Origin of the sequence: Nonomuraea mangrovi (assembly GCF_042681425.1) — a bacterium.
GTDB classification, from domain to species: domain Bacteria; phylum Actinomycetota; class Actinomycetes; order Streptosporangiales; family Streptosporangiaceae; genus Nonomuraea; species Nonomuraea mangrovi.
Genome location: NZ_JBHUFV010000019.1, coordinates 1 through 17768, shown reverse-complemented (window position 1 = coordinate 17768; position 17768 = coordinate 1). Strand labels below are relative to the sequence as shown.

Genomic DNA, 17768 nt, shown 5'->3' with positions numbered 1-17768 from the left:
TGAGTCGTCGATCGGCAGCCCGATCACCTCGACGCTCCCGCCGCAGGCGGCGCGGGCATCCTCACCGACATCACGATCAGTAGATTCGCCGAGCGGGACGCCCCCGGTGACGCGGTGACCGAGCTGGAGCGGGCGGGAAATTTCGGCCGCTGGAGCAGCACGAGGCGTTCGTCGAGGACGCCCGAGCCTTCTTCGCCGCCCTCTGACCTCCCCATCTAGAACCCGGGAACCGGCCCGGCGGTGCCCGGGTCTCCCGCCTCCCCTGGCCGGCTGCTGGGCTTCGGCGCCGGCCTGCCCGCCCCGGTCATTTTCACTTGGTCGAACAGCGCTTCGGACGCCTGACAGCTGGTCGGCCTCGCGGTAAACGGCCTGGCCTCGCCGCTCCTGTCGGACGCCTACGTGGTCACGCTGCTCCAGCGGGTCAGGCGCTTCCCCGCGGTGGGCGCTGTCCTGTCCCACCCCGGTCGGCTGGCGGCGTCCAACCACATCGGCCAGTCGGTGCTGACGTGCCTGCTCTTCACTGGGTACGGCCTGGCGCTGGGCGGCAGGCTCGCGCCGATCGCGGTGATGGGCGTGGCCGTGGCGATCTACGTGGTGCTGGCGGCGCTGAGCGCGTGGTGGCTGCGGCGCCACCGCTATTGCCCCATCGAGTACGGCCTGCGCGCCCTGAGAACGTGCGGTGACACGGGTGGTGCCGCGCGGGCCCCGGGCGGGGGGAAGGGCCTGGGGCCCGCGCAGCCCTGGCGGGTCGGCCACACCATCAGGCAACCCTCACTCGGCCGGCGAACTCAGCTCGCCCATGGCGCCCTCGCCTGATCGAGTTCTTGATGAAAGAGTCCGTCAATTCTGCTAGCGGGTACGGCTCACAGGCGCCGACTAACTCGTCCTCAGGGCTTCGCCGAGCTCGGCGGCGATCGCGCCACGGAGCAGGTCGCGGGCTCGCTCCAAGGTGATCGAACCGCTGAGCCATCGCTCGCTGAGTCCCTCAACCAGGGCGGTGAGGCGTTCGGTGGTGTCCATAGGGTCCAGGTCAACGGCGGTCACCGGACCCGACTGCGTGCGCTCCACCAGTTCGGCGATGTCGTTGATCCACTGCCGGGTCGACGTGCGCATCTGCTCCTGCAGGTCGGGCTCGAAGATGGCGCTGGCTCGCAGCTCGCCCCAGGCGATGCTGTTCTCTCGCCCGGGGGGTACGTCCTGCAGCTCGAGCATCAGCGCGTGCTCCAGGGCTGCACGCGGCTCGCCCTTGGAGGAATCGTCGGTGTAACGGCGGGCGCGATCGTTGACGAACTCCAAGGTTCGGCGCAGCAGCCCGGCGCGGTCTCCGAAGTGGTAGTAGATCAGCGCGGTCGAGACTCCTGCTTCTGCGGAAAGCTCCTCGACGCGGAGCCCGCGCACACCGCGGCGGGCAATGACCCGGATCGCGGCCTCAAGGATCAATACCTGACGATCTGACACATCGCCTCACGTGACTGGGAATTTGCCTTGCGAGTATTGACCAAACTTTCAGTCAGCACGACTATAGCGCTGACTGAAATTTCAGCCAGCAGAAGGGATTGCCATGCGGACGCGAATGCCGGCCGAGTGGGATGCGCATGAGGGTTGCCTGATGGCGTGGCCGACCCGCCAGGATCTGTGGGGGGACGTGCTCGCCGAGGCCAGGGCCGAGTACGCCGCGACGGCTCGGGCGATCGCGGCCTTCGAACCGGTCACCATGGTGGCCAGACCGGACCAGGTCGAGGATGCCCGCGCCGCCTGCGGCGGGAGCGTCGAGGTGATCGGGCTGCCGATCGACGACTCATGGCTGCGCGACTCGGGACCGATCTTCACTCTGACCGGCAATGGTGACCGGGTCGGGGTGGATTTCCGGTTCAACGCCTGGGGTGAGAAGCACACGCCCTACGACTCCGATGACAGGGTCGCCTCGCTGATCCTTGACCGGCTCGGTGTCGAGGCCGTCCGCTCGGAGATGGTGCTGGAGGGTGGCGCGATCACCGTCGACGGCGAGGGCACCCTGATCACCACCGAACAGTGCCTGCTCAACGCCAACCGCAATCCGCACCTGAACCGCCACGAGATGGAGGCCGAGCTCCGTGGCCTGCTCGGCGTCGAGAAGATCATCTGGCTGCCCTACGGCGGTCTGCTGGATACCGAGACCGACGGTCACGTGGACGGGGTCTGCGCCTTCACGGCGCCGGGCACGGTGATCATTTCGCTTCCCTCGGACCCGGCGCACCCCGACCACGCTCGGATGCGTGCCAACCGGGCGGTGCTGGAGGCCGCAACCGACGCCCGGGGCCGCAGGTTGAAGATCGTCGAGATTCCGCACAGCGCTTTCGTGACGGTCGACGGCGCGGAGACCGAGGTCAGCTATCTGAACTTCTACATCGCTAACGGTGGTGTGGTCGTGCCGGTCGCCGGTGTTCCGGCGGATGACGGTGCCCTGGCGGTCATCGCCGACGCCTTCCCTGATCACAAGGTCGTCGGGGTGCGTGCACGTGCCGTCGCCTTCGGCGGCGGGGGTGTGCACTGCATCACCCAGCAGATCCCCGCGCCTCGCCCGTGACGGCACCGACCGGCCGGCGGATGAGCGCGCGGGGGTGAGCTCGTCGACCGTCTCCACTGATCCACTACCTAGGGAGCCCTCCGTGCGCAGACCTTCGAAGCCGCACTACGTGGCGGCAGCCGCCGCTCTTTCACTCCTCCTCGCTGCGTGCAGCGGCACCACGGCGACCAGCACCCCTGGCGGTGGGGCCTACACGCTGTCGGCGAGCACCCCGCTGCCCAAGGGGGACATCGCGTCGTTCACCTGGGGGCTGTACGCCGAGCCTCCTGGCCTGGACTACATCTACGCCTTCGACTACCCGCAGAACATGATCCTGTCGAACGTCTGCGAGAGCCTGACGCGGTGGACTCCGCAGCTCACCATGGAACCGGGCCTCGCCACACAGATGGAAAACCCTGATCCGCAGACCTTCGTCTACACCATCCGGCCGGGCGTGAAGTTCCACGGAGGCGGTGAGATGACCGCCGACGATGTCGTCTACAGCATCCGCCGGCATCTCGATCCTGCCTTGGGGTCGTACTGGAACAAGGCAGTCGGCAACGTCGACTCGGTCACCAAGACCGGTGCGATGCAGGTCACCGTCAAGCTGAAGCGCCCCGACGCACTGTTCCCGCAGTGGATGGCGACTTCGGCCGGCACCGTGGTGAGCGCCAAGGCCGCCAAAGCGATGGGCAAGAAGTTCGGCACCGCCGACGGCGGGCTGGACTGCACTGGCCCGTTCAAGCTCGGCACCTGGACCAAGGGCCAGTCGATAGACGTGGACCGCTTCGACGGCTACTGGGGGAAGCGGGCCAAGGCCGGCAAGGTGACCTTCCGCTTCATCCCCGACGTCGCCGCCCGGACCACCGCCATGGTCACCGGGGAAACCGATGGCGGCTACCTGATCACGCCCGACAGCTACGCTCGGCTGGAGTCCAGCGGCAAGGGCAAGCTGTACTTCGGCAAGAGCCTGACGACGGTCAACCTGGGCGTGACCAACCTCAAGGGCGCCGTGGGGGACGTCCGGGTCCGCAAAGCGCTCATGCTGGCTCTCGACCGCCAGGGCTTCCTCAAGACGGGCCTCGGCGGCCTCGGCTCTGTCTCCGCCGCACCGGCCTCACGCGATGCCTGGCAGGGGGTTCCCAAGGCGACGGTCGACGCCGCGTACAACGGTCTGGCGCCGGCCACCCGGGATCTCGCGCAGGCCAAGCAATTGGTCCAGCAGGCCGGCGCCACCGGTAAGAAGGTGGTCGTGGCGACCAGCCCGATCGGGCCGGACGTGTCGCTGCTGGCCACGGCCGTACAGGCGGCGGGCACCGAGATCGGCCTGAACGTGGAACTCAAGACGATCGCGCCCGACGCCTACACCGCCCTGTTCTCCGACCCAAAGGCGCGAGAGGCCGTGGACCTGTTCCCCAACACCTACTACCTGTCCGTCACCGACCCGCTGGCGAACTACTCGCTCTTCCGCACCGGTGACTTCGAGAACTACACCGGATTCAGCGACCCGGCCTATGACAAGCTCGTCGATCAGGCCCTCGCCGAATACGACCCGGCCAAGCGGGCGGTGCTGACCGCGCAGCTGCAGAAGCTGGAGACGGACCAGGCCCTGTGGATACCGGTCGCCGAGTGGCCCACCACCATGTTCCTCAACAACAGGATCACCGGCGCGCCGACCAGCATCTCCTACATGTACTACCCGTGGGCGGCAGACGTGGGTGCGGCAGGATGATCGCCGGTTTTCTGATGCGACGGCTGGCGGGGCTGGCCGCCACCCTGGTGGCCGCCTCGTTCCTGGTGTTCGGCGCGGTCTACCTGGCTCCCGGCAGGCCGGAGACCTTCCTGCTCGGCGGCCGCGCGGCCAACCCCGAGGCGCTGGCGGCGATCCGCGCCCAGTACCACCTGGACGACCCGTTCCTCATCCAGTACGGCACGTGGCTGGGGCGGATGGTCGCCGGCGATCTCGGCCAGTCGGTGCAGTACCGCAGCCCGGTGCTCGGCCTGATCGAGGCGAGGCTGCCCAGCACCCTGCTGCTGATCGCGATGGCAGCCGTACTCGTCGTGGTGGTCGGCGTAGGCCTCGGCTGGGTCAGCGCGGTGCGGGGCGGCGGCGCCGACTCGGCCATCCTGGTCGCCACCACCGTGGCGCTGGGGACTCCATCGTTCGTGGCGGCGATCGTGCTGCTGTGGCTGTTCTCGGTGAGGCTCGGCTGGTTCCCGACGATCGGCAGCGGCCACGGCCTGGGAGACATGATCTACCACCTGGTCCTGCCATCCGTCGCGTTGTCCCTCTACTGGATCGGCGTCCTGACCCGGGTGACAAGGACATCGATGCTTGATCAGCTCGGAAGGGAGCACGTAGAGGTGGCACGCAGTCGCGGCATCCCCGAACGGACGGTGATCCTCCGGCACGTCCTGCGCAACGCGCTCGGCCCGATCACCACCATGAGCGGCTTGACCATCTCCGGACTGGTGATCAGCACCGTGCTGGTGGAATCGGCGTTCGGCCTGGGCGGGCTGGGAGAGCTCCTGGCCCGCTCGGTGTCGGTCAAGGACTTCCCTGTCGTTCAGGCCGTCTGCCTGCTCATCGTGGCCCTGTTCGCCTTGATCAACCTGGTCGTCGACCTCCTGTATCCGTTGATCGACCCGCGGGTCGGACTCAGCACGGGGAGTTCGCGATGACGGCGACCGCGCTCATCCGCCGCCCCGGGCTCAAACACCTTCGGACCCGGCGGAACTGGCTGTACCTGACCTGCCTGGGATTCGCCGGCCTGGTGGTCGTCATCGCGCTGGCCGCCCCGTGGCTGGCGCCCGCAGATCCCAACGCCACCGACCTGGGCGCCGCGCTGACCGACCCGTCGCCCGGCCATCTGCTCGGCGTGGACGGCTCTGGCCGCGACACCCTGTCCCGGCTGCTCCTGGGAGCGCGTACCTCACTACTCGGCCCCCTGGGAGTCGTGGCCTTCTCCACCCTTCTCGGCGTCGCCGTCGGGGTGACCGCCGGTTGGCGCGGTGGATGGATCGACACCGTCCTGTCACGCGGCAGCGAACTGCTGCTGGCCTTCCCGGGGCTGTTGCTGGCGATCCTGTTCGTCGCCCTTTACGGCGACGGCCTCATCGCCCCCGTCATCGCACTGTCGCTGGCATGCCTGCCCTTCGTCAGCAGGCTGGCCCGCAGCCTCACCATCAGCGAACGCCAGCGCCCCTACCTGGCGGCCTACCGGGTTCAGGGGTTCTCCGGCCTGTCGGTATGCGTGCGGCATCTGATCCCCAACATCGCACCTGTCGTCCTGGCACAGTCCACGGTCAATTTCGGGTACGCGCTGCTCGATCTGGCGGCGCTGTCCTACCTCGGTTTGGGCGTCGCACCGCTGACGCCGGACTGGGGGTCGATGATCAATGCCGGGCAGACTGCCCTCCTGCAAGGCAAACCGCTCTCGGCCATGCTTCCCTGCGCCGCGATCGTCTTGACGGTCGTCGCTTTCAACGTCGTCGGCGAGCACTGGGCCGACCGGGTTGCCAGGAGGGAGCGATGAGCGTGGAAACGAACGTACTGGAGATCGAAGGGCTCGCCCTGCATCTGCCGCGCACCGCCCGCCCGGTCCTGAACGGTGTCGACCTCACCGTCGGCGCCGCCGAGATCGTCGCGCTCGTCGGTGAGTCAGGCTCAGGCAAGTCACTCACGCTACGGGCGGCGCTGAGGCTGCTGCCCCGCCAGGCCACCGTGCGAGGATCGATACGGATCGCCGGCGAGGACGTGCTGACGATGACGACCACCCGGCTGCGAGACCTGCGGGCCGGCACAGCCTCTATGGTCTTCCAGGACCCGCGGGCGGCCATCAACCCGCTGCGGCGGATCGGGGACTTCCTCACCGAGAGCACCCGCACCAACCGCGCGGTCGCCGACGAGCTGGCGACGGCGCGGGCGCGGGAGCTGCTCGCGGCCGTCGGGCTCACCGACAGGGTCCTGCTCCAGTACCCCCATGAGCTGTCCGGCGGCATGCTCCAACGGATCGTGATCGCCTCAGCGCTGATGAGCGATCCGCGACTGTTGTTGTGCGACGAGCCGACCACCGCGCTGGACGTCACCACGCAGGCCGAGATAGTGGCGCTGCTCGCAAGGATACGGAGGCGATTCGGGACCGGGGTGCTCTTCGTCACCCACGATCTCGGGCTGGCCGCCGCGATCAGCGATCGGGTGTTCGTCATGTACGCGGGGAGAATTGTCGAGCACGGCCCAGCCGACTCGCTGTTCGGCGCGCCCCGCCATCCCTACACGGCCGCGCTCCTGGCCTCCACGCCGAGGCTGGAGGCGCCCAGCGCCCGGCTTGCCGCCATCTCCGGCCAACCGCCCGACCTCCACACCGAGCTGACGGGCTGCCCATTCGCCGCCAGGTGCCCGTATGTGATCGACCGCTGCCGCGCCGAGCGACCCGAGCCGGAAGAGGGCGTCGCCTGTCACCGGGCCGGGGAACTCGTCCTGAGCGCCCTGCTGGAAGGAGACCGCTGCGATGGATGAAGCGCCGCTGAAGGCCGGTGGCTCGCCGCGTGCCGAACCCATCCTACGGGTGAGCGGGCTGCGCAAGGCATATGGGACGGTACGCGCCGTGGAGGACGTCTCGTTCGCCCTGAACCAGGGCCGCTCGCTGGGCATCGTCGGGGAGTCCGGGTCGGGCAAGACCACCACCGCCCGGATCATCGTCGGACTGGAGTACGCCGACGCCGGGCAGGTGATGGTGGCCGGCCACGACCGCGCGGTGGGGAGGCAGCACGGCCGCGTCGCGCGGCTGAGGCGGGCCCGGGAGGTGCAGATGGTCTTCCAGGACCCTTTCCTATCTCTGGACCCGAGGATCACCGTGGGTGCCGCGCTGCGCGAGACCCTCAAGCTGCACTTCCCCCGCGACGACTGCGACGGCCGCGTCATCGAACTCCTCGACCAGGTGGGCCTCGGCGAGAGGACGGCCGCGGCACTGCCCCGCGAACTGTCGGGCGGCCAGCGGCAGCGGGTGGCCATCGCCCGCGCCCTGGCTGTGGAACCCGCCGTACTCGTGCTCGACGAGGCAGTCGCGGCGCTCGACGTCTCGGTACAGGCCCAGATCCTCAACCTGCTGGGCGACATCCGCGAGCAGACCGGCATCAGCTACCTGTTCATCACCCACGACCTGGGCGTGGTCCGCTGCGTCACCGACGACGTGGTCGTCATGTGGCGCGGCGCCATCATCGAACGCGGCCCCACCGACCAAGTCCTCGCCACACCCGAGCACCCCTACACCCGGCTGTTGCTGGACTCGGTGCCCCACCCTGGCTGGGACCCGGACCAGGTAGCCGCCGATCGCCGCGCCCTCGCCTGAAACGCGCGGCGACGTACCTCACACCCGACTCCAGGAAGAGCTCATGCGTCTCACCCCTACCGAGCAGGACCGGCTGCTCCTGTTCACCGCCGCGGAACTGGCCCGGACCCGGCGAGCACGCGGATTGCGGCTCAATGTCCCCGAGGCGACCGCGCTGATCGCCGACACCGTGTGCGAGGCCGCCAGGGACGGTGCGCGACTGGCAGAGGCGATCGCCGCAGGACGGGCGGTCCTCGAAGCGGACGACGTGCTGCCTGGCGTGGCCGACATCGTCGCCGAGATCCAGGTGGAGGCGGTGTTCGAGGACGGGACCAGGCTGGCCGTGGTGACCGACCCGATCGGCTCCGGCTCGCTCGGCACGCTCGCGCCCGGGGCGATCGTCGCAGGCGGCGGACAATCCACCGTGGCCAAGCCGGTGGCGACCGTCGAGGTCACCAACACCGCCGAGGTGCCGATCAGCGTCACCTCCCACTTCCACTTCTTCGAGGTCAACCCGAGGCTGCGCTTCGACAGAGCGGAGGCTTATGGGAGGCGGGCGGCGATCCCGGCCGGGTCCACGCTGCGCTTCGACCCGGGGGCCACTGTCGCCGTCCAGCTGACACCTATAGGCGGCGCGCGGGTGGCCGTGGGATTCGCCGGGCTGGTCGACGGCCCGCTCGACGCCCCGGGAGCTCGCGAGGAGGCGCTGCGGCGGGCCCGTGCCTGCGGTTACCTCGACCTGCCCTCAGACACCGGATCCCACACCCACTCCGCTTCCGGTGAAGAAACCCGTCCCGGAACCCCGCGCAGCGACAGGGAGATCGCATCATGACGCTGGACGCCTTCGAGTACGCGGCGGTACACGGGCCGACCACCGGCGACCTGGTACGGCTGGGCGACACCGGCCTGGTCGCCCGGGTGGAGCATGACGCGCAGCGACCAGGAGAGGAGTTCCTTGCGGGCTTCGGCAAGACGGCCAGAGACGGCATGCATCTCAAGGCCGCCGCCGTACGCGACACCTGCGACCTGGTCATCAGCAACGTCCTGGTGATCGATGCCCTGCTCGGGATCCGCAAGACCTCCATCGGAATCCGGGCCGGGCGGATCTGCGCCATCGGCCGGGCAGGCAATCCCGACACGCTCGACGGAGTCGACATCGTCGTCGGCACCGGCACCACGATCGTCTCAGGAGAAGGGATGATCGCCACGGCCGGCGCCGTCGACACCCACGTCCACCTGCTCTCCCCCCGGATCATGCAGGCGTCCCTCGCTTCCGGCGTGACCACCATCATCGGCCAGGAGTTCGGCCCGGTCTGGGGGGTCGGCGTCAATTCGCCGTGGGCGCTGCGGCACGCCTTCAACGCCTTCGACGCCTGGCCGGTCAACATCGGCTTCCTCGCCCGTGGCTCCTCCTCCGACCCCGCGCCGCTGGTCGAGGCGCTGGCCGAGGGCGGCGCCTCAGGGTTCAAGGTGCATGAGGACATGGGCGCACACACCCGCGCCCTGGACACCGCCCTGCGGGTCGCCGAAGAATACGACGTTCAGGTCGCGTTGCACTCTGACGGGCTCAACGAGTGCCTGTCGGTGAGCGACACTCTCGCCGTCCTGGACGGGCGGACGATCCACGCCTTTCACATCGAAGGGTGCGGTGGTGGTCACGTCCCCAACGTCATGCGGATGGCCGGCGTGCCCAACGTGATCGGCTCCTCCACCAACCCCACCCTGCCGTTCGGCCGCGACGCCCTCGGCGAGCATTTCGGGATGATCGTCTCCGCGCACGGTCTCAAAACCGACCTACCTGGTGACGCGAGCATCGCCCGTGACCGGATCCGGGCCGGCACGATGGGCGCCGAAGACGTCCTGCACGACCTTGGTGTCATCCCCATCACCTCCTCTGACGCCCAGGGCATGGGCCGGGCGGGGGAAACCGTCCGCCGGACTCTCGCGATGGCCGCGAAGATGAAGACCGAGCTGGGGGCCGAGGGCACCGATGACAACGACCGGATTCTCCGCTATATCGCCAAGCTCACCATCAACCCGGCGATCGCCCACGGCCTCGCCCACGAGATCGGCTCGATCACCGTCGGCAAGCTGGCCGACATCGTGCTATGGCGCCCGCAGTACTTCGGGGCCAAGCCGCAGCTCGTCCTCAAGGCCGGGTTTCCCGCCTTCGGTGTGACCGGCGACCCCAACGCCTCCACCGACGCGTGCGAGCCGCTCGTGCTCGGCCCGCAGTTCGGCGCCCACGGGGCCACCGCCGCCGACCTGTCGGTGGCCTTCGTCAGCCAGGCTGCTGCGGCCGCATCCGACCTCATGCCCACCCGCCGCCGCCGGGTGGGCGTTCGCAACACGCGCGGCATCGGGTCCTCGGCGATGGTCCACAACAACCGTACGGGACAGGTACAGGTGGATGTCTCTACCGGCAGGGTCACCCTCGACGAGGAGCCTATCTCTTCCCCGCCCGCCCAGAGTGTCAGCCTCAACCGGCTCTACTTCCTGTGAACGGCCATGTCGGAGAACCGGACACTGATCCTGGAGGCTGCGATCCGCCTCGTCGGCGAGCACGGCCTGGCGGGGCTTGAACCCCAGGTTTCTCGCCGCCGATCCCGGGTGTTTACGAGACCGCCCAGACCTACACCGGCGAAGCCGCCGCCATTGCCCGGGTCAGCGAGCGGGTCGTGTTGGTCGCACATCGGCAACCGCTCGTCTCGCTCGCGGAAGCCGGAGATCAGCTTGAGCGACTCGTTGGTGATGCCGTGGCTGCCGAAGCCTGGCCGCTCCCCGCGCACGGCGGCGATCTCCGCGACCTCGGTGATGAAGACCAGCACCCGTTCCGGCTCGGCGACCCGCGCGAACGCGTCGCGCAAGCTCCCGCTCGCTCACCTCGGAGAGCAAGGTGGTCCATTTGTCGGTTCGCTCTCGCAAAGGCCCGCGCAGTTCGATCTCGAAGGCGGCCGCAGCGCGCAGTTCGCCCCAGGTGGTTCTGTTGATGAGTAGCTCCTGCTCCTCCTGCAGTTCGAGGAGGAGCAGGAGTTCGAGCTCTGTCCGCTGTCTATGGGCTGTGCGTTTCTGCGGCCCGGCCGGTTCGATTATCTGCTGCCGATGGGGACCCCGGACGCAGCCGCGCGCACGGCGATCTGGAGCGTTACGGACGGGCGTGGCGACGTCGACCTGGACATGCCGGCTGCCGCGAGCGAGCCGTTCACGCCCGCCGACATCACCAGCCACGCGCGCCTCTGACCGTCCCCTCTCGTGCCGGTACGGGCGGCCCCGCCGTATCGGCACGCCACCGAGGAGAGTCATAACCCCTGGCGAGGAGGAGAGACGGAACTGCCGGTACTTCGGTGCGGAGGCGTTCAAGCATGTCGGTGTCGCTGGTGCACTCGCATTCGTTGTGTGAGATGCCGTCGCGGCTGGGGACGAACAGCATCACCGTGGGAGTGACGTCCTTGAGGTTCGTCGAATCGTGGCCCACGACAGTCAGGATGCGATGGCTGGCCAGGCCCAGGTCCACGCACACCTCCTCCGCAGGCTCGATGCCGTCGCCCGCGTAATCGTTGCGGTCCCAGTGATGCGTACGGTCGAGCGTGATGGACACCCCGTGGGCACGTTCGAAGCCGGCGGAGGCCTGCCTGAGGAGCCGCTCCCCCGTTTCCAGCGCGTCGGGATCGGGGCTGCGCAGGTCGAGATTGCAGATGACCTGCCTGGCCACGACCACGGGCGAGTTCGGCTGGACGTTGAGCTTCGATACGGTCGTGTGCAAGGCCGGCTCGCCCGCCAGTTCCCTGGCTCTCACGATGACCAGGGCTGCGCCCAGGAGGGCGTCCCTCCGGTCGGCCATGGGTGTGGGTCCTGTGTGCGCCTGCTCCCCGTCCACGGTGACGAGGAAGCTTCGTGCCCCCACGTGCCGGTCACCACTCCGATGCGGGCGCCGGCGGCCTCGAGTTCCTTTCCCTGCTCGATGTGGATCTCGGCGTACCCAGCCAGCGGCAGCTCGGGCGGCGTGCCGATGGAGCCGATGCGCGTCAGCGCCTCGCGTACGCTGATTCCGCGATCGTCCTCGACGCTGTAGGCATTCTCCAGCGGTGGCTTGCCGGTGAACACGGAGCTGCCCATCATGCTCGGTGTGAACCGGCTCCCCTCCTCGTTGAACCAGTTCACCACGGCGAGGTTGTACCGAGGCGTGATCTGCCCGCTGCGTGCCAGCCGGGCCACAGCGTCCGCGGCGTGAGCGGACGCGGCGACCCCGTACGCGCCGTCGAACCGGCCCGCCGTCGGCGGGCTGTCCAGATGCGACCCGGTGAGGATGTACGGCGCGCCAGGAACCAGCTCGACGAGCCCGAATTGGTTCCCGATCTCGTCTACCCGCACGTCGAACCCGCGGGATGTCAACCAGCCGCCAAGCCACGACCGTTGCATGGCGTCTGGGAGGGTCGCCGCCTCCCGGTCGACGCCGCCACTCGGCATCGCGCCGATCGACGACAGGTAGGCGAAGTCGCGCAGGAACTCATGCTGCCGCTCACCAATCACGACGGAGCTCCATCGTGCTGCAGTGCAGGCTGCCGCCGTTCTTGGTGATCTCACCGTACGCCACGGGCACGACCTCGGCGTTGTGCCTCGCCATCCAACCCAGGGCCGGCCAGACCAGGCCGCGCCGGCGGGAGATGAGGAACCAGGTGGCGGTGACCACCGCGCTGGCCAGTGCCCACATGGCGGCCATCAAGAAGATCGCGAACAGCAGCACGCTGGTCGTCCGCTCGACGGTCACGTCGAAGTAGGCCATGCCGCCGCTCTGCTCAGCCGTGACGAGCTGGGTGAACAGGGGGTCGCTGCCGGTGAGGGTCATGTTGACCGGTACGGCGGCGCCGTCCATCTGGGCGACGACCTCGATCTCGGTCCCGTAGGCGTCGAACGGGTAGTCGGCGACCGTCCTGCCACCCAGTGTCACCGGCACGTCCACGCTGGAGATGCGGGCGTGGGCGGGCAGGCGCAGGTCGCCGCGAACGGATGCAGAGGTGAGCAGGGTCAGGTCGGAGGCTGGGGCCAGGCCGCCGGCCTCGCCACGGTCGCCGCGCGGTACGACGAGCAGGCGCAGGGTGAGTTCCCTGGCCGTCAGGTCCACGCGTTGGATCGAGGCACTGATGTCGATGCGGTCCCTGGCGGTGTTGATGGCGGCGTGGCTGACGCCGAGGGTTCGGCGCTCGTCGATCTGGAGCCAAACACCCCGACGATCGCCGCGACAACGGCCACGACGGCCGCCACCACCAGTACGCGCCGGTTCATGGCATCCCTTCCCCCGTCCCAGCGTGGTCTGCCCCGTGCGGGCGGCGGCTCAACGGGGCCGGAGCGGTTGTCTAGTTCCGCTTGGGCATCTGCTGGGTGGCGCAGTGGATGCCGCCGCCGCCTTCGCCGAGGGTGTCGACGGGCACCTGGACGACCTCGCGGCCGGGGTAGAGGTCGCGGATGATGGCGACGGCGTCCCTGTCGGCCTTCTTGTCGCCGAAACGGGGCAGGATGACCCCGTCGTTGACCACGTAGTAGTTCACGTAGGTGGCCAGGAAGCCCTCGCCCCGGCGGCCGATATCGACCGGTTCCGGCAGGTCGACCAGTTCGAGCCGCTTGCCGCGGGCGTCAACGGCCGAGTTCAGGACCTTGCGCGCCTGATCGTAGGCGGCGAGCCAGACGTCCTGGGCGGCGTCCTTGGGCGGGGTACTGACCACCACGACACCGGGCTCGGAGAAGCGGGCCAGCGCGTCGATGTGGTAGTCGGTGATGTCCTTGCCCTTGACGCCCTTCACCCAGATGAAGGTGGTCGCGCCGACGGTCTCCGTCAGCACAGCCTCGATGTCGGCCTTGGTCTTGCCCGGGTTGCGGTTGTCGTTGATCAGCGAGCTCTCCGTCGCCATCAGCGTGCCCGCGCCATCCACCTCGATCGAGCCGCCCTCGCCGACGATCGGCGCCTGGATCCTGGTGACCTTCTCCATGGACAGGATCTCCCGGGCGACGCCGGCGTCGCGGGTGTGTTCCTGCTTGTCGCCCCAGCCGTTGAAGTTGAAGTCGACTCCTGCGATGTTCTTGCCGCCGAGCACGAAGGTGGGGCCGGTGTCGCGCATCCACAGGTCGTCGACGGGGATCGGGACGACCTCGACCTGGGAGCCGCAGGCGCGCTGGGCGGCCTTGACGTCCTTGGGGTTGGCGAGCAGGACCACCGGCTCGAAGTCGGCGATCGCGCGGGCGATGCCGGCGATGTCTCGGCGCACCCCTGCGGTGTCGGGCTCCCAGATCAGCTGGGTCGGCCACGACATGAAGGTCATCTGGTGTGGATGCGTCTCTTCGGGCATCAGCCATCTGGCCGCCTTCGCGGCCGGTGCGTCCTTCATCGCGGCGGTCGTCGCCCCACTCCCGGCCGAGGACGAGTCGCAGGCGCTCAACGCGCCGCCGAAAGCCGCCAAGATCGCCGTTTGTAGTGTCTGACGTCGTGATATCCGCACAGCAGCCTCCTGACTGAAATTTTCGTTAGGAATGAGCCTAGCCCATCTGGACATCGAGGACAGCAGGAGCTGGGTGCAGGTGTGTTGATGTTCGTCCAGGACGCGCGCGTGTAGCGCTTCAAAACTCGTGCATGTGGTCTGAGCTGGCGTTTCATCGGGTCAGTCACGCGGCTCGGTGATACTCGTTGATCGCTCCGCTGAGCACCTTTCGGCGCTGAATCCGGCCTTCCAGTGGCACGACGACGTGGTTGTCTTCGTTGGGTGGGCGTTGCTGACGGGACTGGTGCGCTCGATGCTCGTTGTAGTGCTCGGCGTACTCGTCCGGTGACGTTCGCCGTAGATCAGCATCTGGCCGGTGCACTCGGCTCGCACGGTACGCACCCAGCGTTCGGCATAGCAATTGGCTCGCGGCATCCGCGGCGGAGTCTTAAGCACCACGACACCCTCGCCGGCGAAGATCTCATCGAAGACGGCGGTGAACTTGGCATCCCGGTCACGGATGAGGAACCGGAACGAGCCGGCCCTCTGCCCGAGGTTCATGAGCAGATTGTTGGATGGGTGGTCACACCCAGGACGTGCACGCGCCGCGTCTCCACCCCATCACGAACAACACGTACAGACGTTTCAAGAAGACCGTGTCGACGTGGAAGAAATCGCAGGCCAACAACCCTCTCGCCCGCAGGCGCAGGAACCTCCTCCAGGAGGCGTCCAAGCTTCGGGAAGCCGGACCGGATCGGCGCGAGCGCAGGACCCGTCTCACCGTCGCTTCACCGACATGGAACCCCAGGCGAACCAGCTCACCGTGTACCCGCCGATACCCCCACCTCGGGCTCTCGCGTGCCAGACGGACGACGAGATCCCGGACCTCGTTGCTCGTTCCAGGACGGCCAGGGCGCTGGGATACGTCCACCAGCGTTTGATCAAACGACGATGCCAAGCCAGCAAGGCGCCCGGGGTGACCAGGCGAGGTGCTCGCAGCACCGTCGGCAGGAAGCGGGCCAAGGCCGCCAGGACCGCCCGATCGGCCCAGTCCGGCTTCGGCCGGACGACCTGACGCTTCAACACGGCCATCCCCGACGCCCGCGCGCCCCTCACCCCACGCCGAGCCCCCACCCCCGACGTCGCCCACCGCGGCGCCGAACTCGCCCGCCAAGCCCTCACCCGCCAGCCGAACGCCTGACCAGCCGAACGGACACCCCATGACCAGCATCCGCGACCTCGTCGCCGCAACCCGTCTGCCTCCTGTCGCCCTGATTGAGCGACAGGAAGACATCATCACCTTCGCTAGCTCGGAGGGCGAACGATCGGAATCCGAGCGCTATGCGTCTTGCACCGACCCCCAACCGTTGTTCCAGAAGTTGTCCCAATCAGCCTTGACGACGATCTTGTACCGGTGGGTCAGCCCCCTGATGGTCTTCACGCATGGCTTGGTCGTCTGGTCGCAGGAGAAGGACCCGACCGACACATTGTTGATCGTGTCCCACACAGTGCCCTTAACGTCGCCCGCCAGCTTGGCGATGATGTAACCATGGGTGGCCGGGACGGACCCGCTCGTGCAGGTGGCGTCGCCGTTGAGCCAGCAGGTGGAACTCCCGGCGCTGGCCGGAGTCGCGGAGGCAGTTACCAGCGCCACCGCGATGGCGGCAGAGGCGGCCGCGAAGTGCCTGATCTTCATCGGATCTCCTCACGAGAAGTCGGCCAGTGGTGGCCGAACGGAGTGATCATCAGGCTAGGGATCGGCTGTTGGGTTTCGGTTGGCTGACCGTTGGGCCGACGCCAGCGCGGAAGACGGCGTTGCCGGTGGCTGGGCGGCTGCGCGGCGGCTCACTGACGCGCCCTCGACGACCGCGCAGTTGGAGCTGGCGGTGCGCAACTTCGGCGACTGGCTCACCCAGTACCACCCTGACATCACCTCCTGGACCCGTGGCCCGCGACCACTGCCTGGAGTGGATCTCCTACCTCGCGGAGACTCCGTCGTCGGCCACGGGCATACCGCTGGGCGTGATCTCCCCCCACGCCGGATCCTCTCGCGCAAGACGGACGATCACGTCCCGGGTCTCCGGCTCGTCCTCGGCCGTCCGCCACGATGCGGGTAGATCCATGCGCGTCGGAGCAGGCGACGATGCCACGCCTGCAACGTCGCCGGAGTGACCAGCCGATGAGCGCGCAGCACCGCCGGCAGCGACCGGGCCAACGCTGCGAGAACGGCCCGATCGGCCCAGTCCGGCTTCGGGCGCCCAACCTGACGCCCCAACACCGCCACCTCATGCCGCAACACCATGATCTCCACGTCCTTCGACGCCTGGCGACGGCCCAGCAACATCAGCCATCCGAACACCCGGACCGTGAGCAGATAGAGCAGGCGAAGAGGCACACGACGTGATCTTGTCGGCGCGGGGAGGCTGGGTCAAACCGCAGCTCGATGCGGTAGCGAAGGTGTTTTGACGCGCTACAGGCCGCTTATAACGCCGAAGCCCATGACGAGCTCTTGCACACGGCTACCACCCGGCCTACTGATCACACCTGTGGCGTCGCCATCACAATCCGCTACTGACAGAGCATGTCGTCAGCGCGGTCATCCTCCTCCTGACGCCCAACACACTGGCAAAGCCGCATACGGCCGAGATCGTGCTTCTCACAGTGACTGCCGTTCCGATCTTCTCTGCGGAACTGATCTGCCCATGATCGTTCGTCTTACCTTTGCGGGATGTACCGCCCTGCCCCTGCTCGCCGCCCCTGCGGCGGCCGCCGCGCCCGTCTCGGCTGAACGCAATCCCGCCGAGGCCAGTTTCGTCCCCCAGCCCAAACGGTGGGTGGTGGAGCGATGTCGAACGGCACGTGCAGCGCGCCGTCCTTCTGGTCAACGAACTGGCCATCGACCGGGCACACGGGCGGCGGGTCACGCCGCCGACCGCGGGACCGGACCGCCGGGCGGCGATCCAGGAGGCGCTCGCGGCGGCCGGACTGCCACGGAGCGAGCCGCTCACCCCCGCCGGCGCCGACGCGCTCGCGGCCGTCGCAGCCCAGCTGCGACCCGCCTTCGGCGCGGGGGAACGCGCCGAGTCCATGATCGAAGGTCTCAATCAGCTGCTGGTACGGCATGCGGCCGTCCCCAACCTGCACGGCCATCCGGACGGGCCCCCCGTCCTGGCCTTCCATCGCGCGGATGCGAGCCTGATCGACGCCTGGACCGCGGACGCGGGCACCGCCCTGGCCATGGTGATCGGCGTCGGTCAGAGAGCGAGACTCCGGTCCTGCGAGGCCGCGAGCGGGCCTTCCTCGACACCACGCGCAACGCTTCCGCTGGTTCTGCGGCCTGCCAGAACCGCGCCAAGGCGAGTGAGGGGCCACGGTGATTCCGGACAGCCGTCTTATGGGCGTAGCCTATGCGGCTGTTTGGAT

At 68.4% G+C, this 17768-nt stretch carries 22 protein-coding genes; 11 read left to right on the top strand and 11 right to left on the bottom strand.

All coding sequences use genetic code 11. The features are described 5' to 3' along the window. Positions 1–23: 23 nt before the first annotated feature. The gene (locus ACFSKW_RS12255) at positions 24–215 is read right to left on the bottom strand and encodes a hypothetical protein (RefSeq protein WP_379572309.1); all 192 of its coding nucleotides are present in this window, start codon (positions 213–215) and stop codon (positions 24–26) included. A 130-nt stretch (positions 216–345) separates the two neighbouring features. Between ACFSKW_RS12255 and ACFSKW_RS12250 the strand changes: the two genes are divergently transcribed. Next, positions 346–816 (top strand): DUF418 domain-containing protein, encoded by a 471-nt coding sequence (locus ACFSKW_RS12250; protein ID WP_379572312.1) that lies wholly within the window; start codon positions 346–348, stop codon positions 814–816. A 60-nt stretch (positions 817–876) separates the two neighbouring features. Here ACFSKW_RS12250 and ACFSKW_RS12245 read toward each other — a convergent pair whose 3' ends face one another. Further along, positions 877–1440, bottom strand: a complete 564-nt coding sequence (locus ACFSKW_RS12245) for a TetR/AcrR family transcriptional regulator (RefSeq protein WP_379572308.1) — start codon at positions 1438–1440, stop codon at positions 877–879. Between the two features lie 121 nt (positions 1441–1561). On the opposite strand from ACFSKW_RS12245, the gene ACFSKW_RS12240 reads away from it, so the two are divergent. The 8 genes from ACFSKW_RS12240 to ACFSKW_RS12205 all read left to right on the top strand — a co-directional run bounded on the left by ACFSKW_RS12240 (position 1562) and on the right by ACFSKW_RS12205 (position 10377). Beyond that, complete coding sequence (locus tag ACFSKW_RS12240) at positions 1562–2566, top strand: agmatine deiminase family protein (protein ID WP_379572307.1); 1005 nt, start codon at positions 1562–1564, stop codon at positions 2564–2566. Between the two features lie 82 nt (positions 2567–2648). After that, positions 2649–4277: an ABC transporter substrate-binding protein gene (locus tag ACFSKW_RS12235; RefSeq protein WP_379572306.1), complete on the top strand. Its 1629-nt coding sequence runs from the start codon at positions 2649–2651 to the stop codon at positions 4275–4277. Continuing rightward, a complete protein-coding gene (locus ACFSKW_RS12230) occupies positions 4274–5227 on the top strand; it encodes an ABC transporter permease (RefSeq protein WP_379572305.1) in 954 nt (317 codons plus the stop codon). Before ACFSKW_RS12235 ends, ACFSKW_RS12230 begins: the two co-directional genes overlap by 4 nt. Beyond that, positions 5224–6081 (top strand): ABC transporter permease, encoded by an 858-nt coding sequence (locus tag ACFSKW_RS12225; protein ID WP_379572304.1) that lies wholly within the window; start codon positions 5224–5226, stop codon positions 6079–6081. The genes ACFSKW_RS12230 and ACFSKW_RS12225 overlap by 4 nt, the downstream gene beginning before the upstream one ends. Further along, complete coding sequence (locus tag ACFSKW_RS12220) at positions 6078–7064, top strand: ABC transporter ATP-binding protein (RefSeq protein WP_379572303.1); 987 nt, start codon at positions 6078–6080, stop codon at positions 7062–7064. The genes ACFSKW_RS12225 and ACFSKW_RS12220 overlap by 4 nt, the downstream gene beginning before the upstream one ends. After that, positions 7057–7896: an ABC transporter ATP-binding protein gene (locus ACFSKW_RS12215; RefSeq protein ID WP_379572302.1), complete on the top strand. Its 840-nt coding sequence runs from the start codon at positions 7057–7059 to the stop codon at positions 7894–7896. The genes ACFSKW_RS12220 and ACFSKW_RS12215 overlap by 8 nt, the downstream gene beginning before the upstream one ends. Positions 7897–7939: 43 nt before the next feature. Then, entirely contained in the window at positions 7940–8707 is a 768-nt protein-coding gene (locus ACFSKW_RS12210; RefSeq protein WP_379572301.1) for an urease subunit gamma, read from the top strand. Beyond that, a complete protein-coding gene (locus tag ACFSKW_RS12205) occupies positions 8704–10377 on the top strand; it encodes an urease subunit alpha (RefSeq protein ID WP_379572300.1) in 1674 nt (557 codons plus the stop codon). The genes ACFSKW_RS12210 and ACFSKW_RS12205 overlap by 4 nt, the downstream gene beginning before the upstream one ends. On the opposite strand, the gene ACFSKW_RS12200 is transcribed toward ACFSKW_RS12205, so the two are convergent. From ACFSKW_RS12200 to ACFSKW_RS12180, 5 genes are all read right to left on the bottom strand, one after another. Beyond that, entirely contained in the window at positions 10365–10742 is a 378-nt protein-coding gene (locus ACFSKW_RS12200) for a hypothetical protein (RefSeq protein WP_379572299.1), read from the bottom strand. The genes ACFSKW_RS12205 and ACFSKW_RS12200 overlap by 13 nt on opposite strands. A 350-nt stretch (positions 10743–11092) precedes the next feature. Then, the gene (locus tag ACFSKW_RS12195) at positions 11093–11716 is read right to left on the bottom strand and encodes a zinc-binding metallopeptidase family protein (RefSeq protein WP_379572298.1); all 624 of its coding nucleotides are present in this window, start codon (positions 11714–11716) and stop codon (positions 11093–11095) included. Beyond that, entirely contained in the window at positions 11668–12405 is a 738-nt protein-coding gene (locus ACFSKW_RS12190; RefSeq protein WP_379572297.1) for a zinc-binding metallopeptidase family protein, read from the bottom strand. Before ACFSKW_RS12190 ends, ACFSKW_RS12195 begins: the two co-directional genes overlap by 49 nt. Next, the gene (locus ACFSKW_RS12185) at positions 12395–13045 is read right to left on the bottom strand and encodes a DUF4436 family protein (protein ID WP_379572311.1); all 651 of its coding nucleotides are present in this window, start codon (positions 13043–13045) and stop codon (positions 12395–12397) included. The genes ACFSKW_RS12190 and ACFSKW_RS12185 overlap by 11 nt, the downstream gene beginning before the upstream one ends. A gap of 184 nt (positions 13046–13229) precedes the next feature. Continuing rightward, positions 13230–14180 carry an agmatine deiminase family protein gene (locus tag ACFSKW_RS12180; protein ID WP_379572296.1) on the bottom strand — a complete coding sequence of 317 codons (951 nt, stop codon included), beginning with the start codon at positions 14178–14180 and terminating at the stop codon, positions 13230–13232. Between ACFSKW_RS12180 and ACFSKW_RS12175 the strand changes: the two genes are divergently transcribed. Beyond that, positions 14179–14349, top strand: a complete 171-nt coding sequence (locus ACFSKW_RS12175; protein WP_379572295.1) for a hypothetical protein — start codon at positions 14179–14181, stop codon at positions 14347–14349. The two genes, ACFSKW_RS12180 and ACFSKW_RS12175, sit on opposite strands and share 2 nt — an antisense overlap. Positions 14350–14525: 176 nt before the next feature. On the opposite strand, the gene ACFSKW_RS12170 is transcribed toward ACFSKW_RS12175, so the two are convergent. The 4 genes from ACFSKW_RS12170 to ACFSKW_RS12155 form a co-directional block, all read right to left on the bottom strand. After that, complete coding sequence (locus ACFSKW_RS12170) at positions 14526–14906, bottom strand: hypothetical protein (RefSeq protein ID WP_379572294.1); 381 nt, start codon at positions 14904–14906, stop codon at positions 14526–14528. Positions 14907–14928: 22 nt separating this feature from the next. Beyond that, the gene (locus tag ACFSKW_RS12165) at positions 14929–15567 is read right to left on the bottom strand and encodes a helix-turn-helix domain-containing protein (protein WP_379572310.1); all 639 of its coding nucleotides are present in this window, start codon (positions 15565–15567) and stop codon (positions 14929–14931) included. 117 nt (positions 15568–15684) lie between these two features. Continuing rightward, positions 15685–16041 carry a hypothetical protein gene (locus ACFSKW_RS12160; RefSeq protein WP_379572293.1) on the bottom strand — a complete coding sequence of 119 codons (357 nt, stop codon included), beginning with the start codon at positions 16039–16041 and terminating at the stop codon, positions 15685–15687. A 369-nt stretch (positions 16042–16410) separates the two neighbouring features. Further along, positions 16411–16740, bottom strand: a complete 330-nt coding sequence (locus ACFSKW_RS12155) for a hypothetical protein (protein WP_379572292.1) — start codon at positions 16738–16740, stop codon at positions 16411–16413. A 464-nt stretch (positions 16741–17204) separates the two neighbouring features. On the opposite strand from ACFSKW_RS12155, the gene ACFSKW_RS12150 reads away from it, so the two are divergent. Further along, on the top strand, positions 17205–17768 hold a 564-nt coding region (locus ACFSKW_RS12150; RefSeq protein ID WP_379572291.1), incomplete at its 3' end, for a CGNR zinc finger domain-containing protein.

What these genes read in the sequence shown, in the direction of transcription:
- ACFSKW_RS12210 (WP_379572301.1), top strand. Translation starts at nt 7,940, where the DNA reads ATGCGTCTCACCCCTACCGAGCAGGACCGGCTGCTCCTGTTCACCGCC.
- ACFSKW_RS12180 (WP_379572296.1), bottom strand. Translation starts at nt 14,180, where the DNA reads ATGTCGTGGCCGACCCAGCTGATCTGGGAGCCCGACACCGCAGGGGTG.
- ACFSKW_RS12255 (WP_379572309.1), bottom strand. Translation starts at nt 215, where the DNA reads ATGGGGAGGTCAGAGGGCGGCGAAGAAGGCTCGGGCGTCCTCGACGAA.
- ACFSKW_RS12165 (WP_379572310.1), bottom strand. Translation starts at nt 15,567, where the DNA reads ATGGGGTGTCCGTTCGGCTGGTCAGGCGTTCGGCTGGCGGGTGAGGGC.
- ACFSKW_RS12230 (WP_379572305.1), top strand. Translation starts at nt 4,274, where the DNA reads ATGATCGCCGGTTTTCTGATGCGACGGCTGGCGGGGCTGGCCGCCACC.
- ACFSKW_RS12175 (WP_379572295.1), top strand. Translation starts at nt 14,179, where the DNA reads ATGAAGGTCATCTGGTGTGGATGCGTCTCTTCGGGCATCAGCCATCTG.
- ACFSKW_RS12240 (WP_379572307.1), top strand. Translation starts at nt 1,562, where the DNA reads ATGCGGACGCGAATGCCGGCCGAGTGGGATGCGCATGAGGGTTGCCTG.
- ACFSKW_RS12195 (WP_379572298.1), bottom strand. Translation starts at nt 11,716, where the DNA reads ATGGCCGACCGGAGGGACGCCCTCCTGGGCGCAGCCCTGGTCATCGTG.
- ACFSKW_RS12205 (WP_379572300.1), top strand. Translation starts at nt 8,704, where the DNA reads ATGACGCTGGACGCCTTCGAGTACGCGGCGGTACACGGGCCGACCACC.
- ACFSKW_RS12170 (WP_379572294.1), bottom strand. Translation starts at nt 14,906, where the DNA reads ATGAACCTCGGGCAGAGGGCCGGCTCGTTCCGGTTCCTCATCCGTGAC.
- ACFSKW_RS12220 (WP_379572303.1), top strand. Translation starts at nt 6,078, where the DNA reads ATGAGCGTGGAAACGAACGTACTGGAGATCGAAGGGCTCGCCCTGCAT.
- ACFSKW_RS12215 (WP_379572302.1), top strand. Translation starts at nt 7,057, where the DNA reads ATGGATGAAGCGCCGCTGAAGGCCGGTGGCTCGCCGCGTGCCGAACCC.
- ACFSKW_RS12225 (WP_379572304.1), top strand. Translation starts at nt 5,224, where the DNA reads ATGACGGCGACCGCGCTCATCCGCCGCCCCGGGCTCAAACACCTTCGG.
- ACFSKW_RS12160 (WP_379572293.1), bottom strand. Translation starts at nt 16,041, where the DNA reads ATGAAGATCAGGCACTTCGCGGCCGCCTCTGCCGCCATCGCGGTGGCG.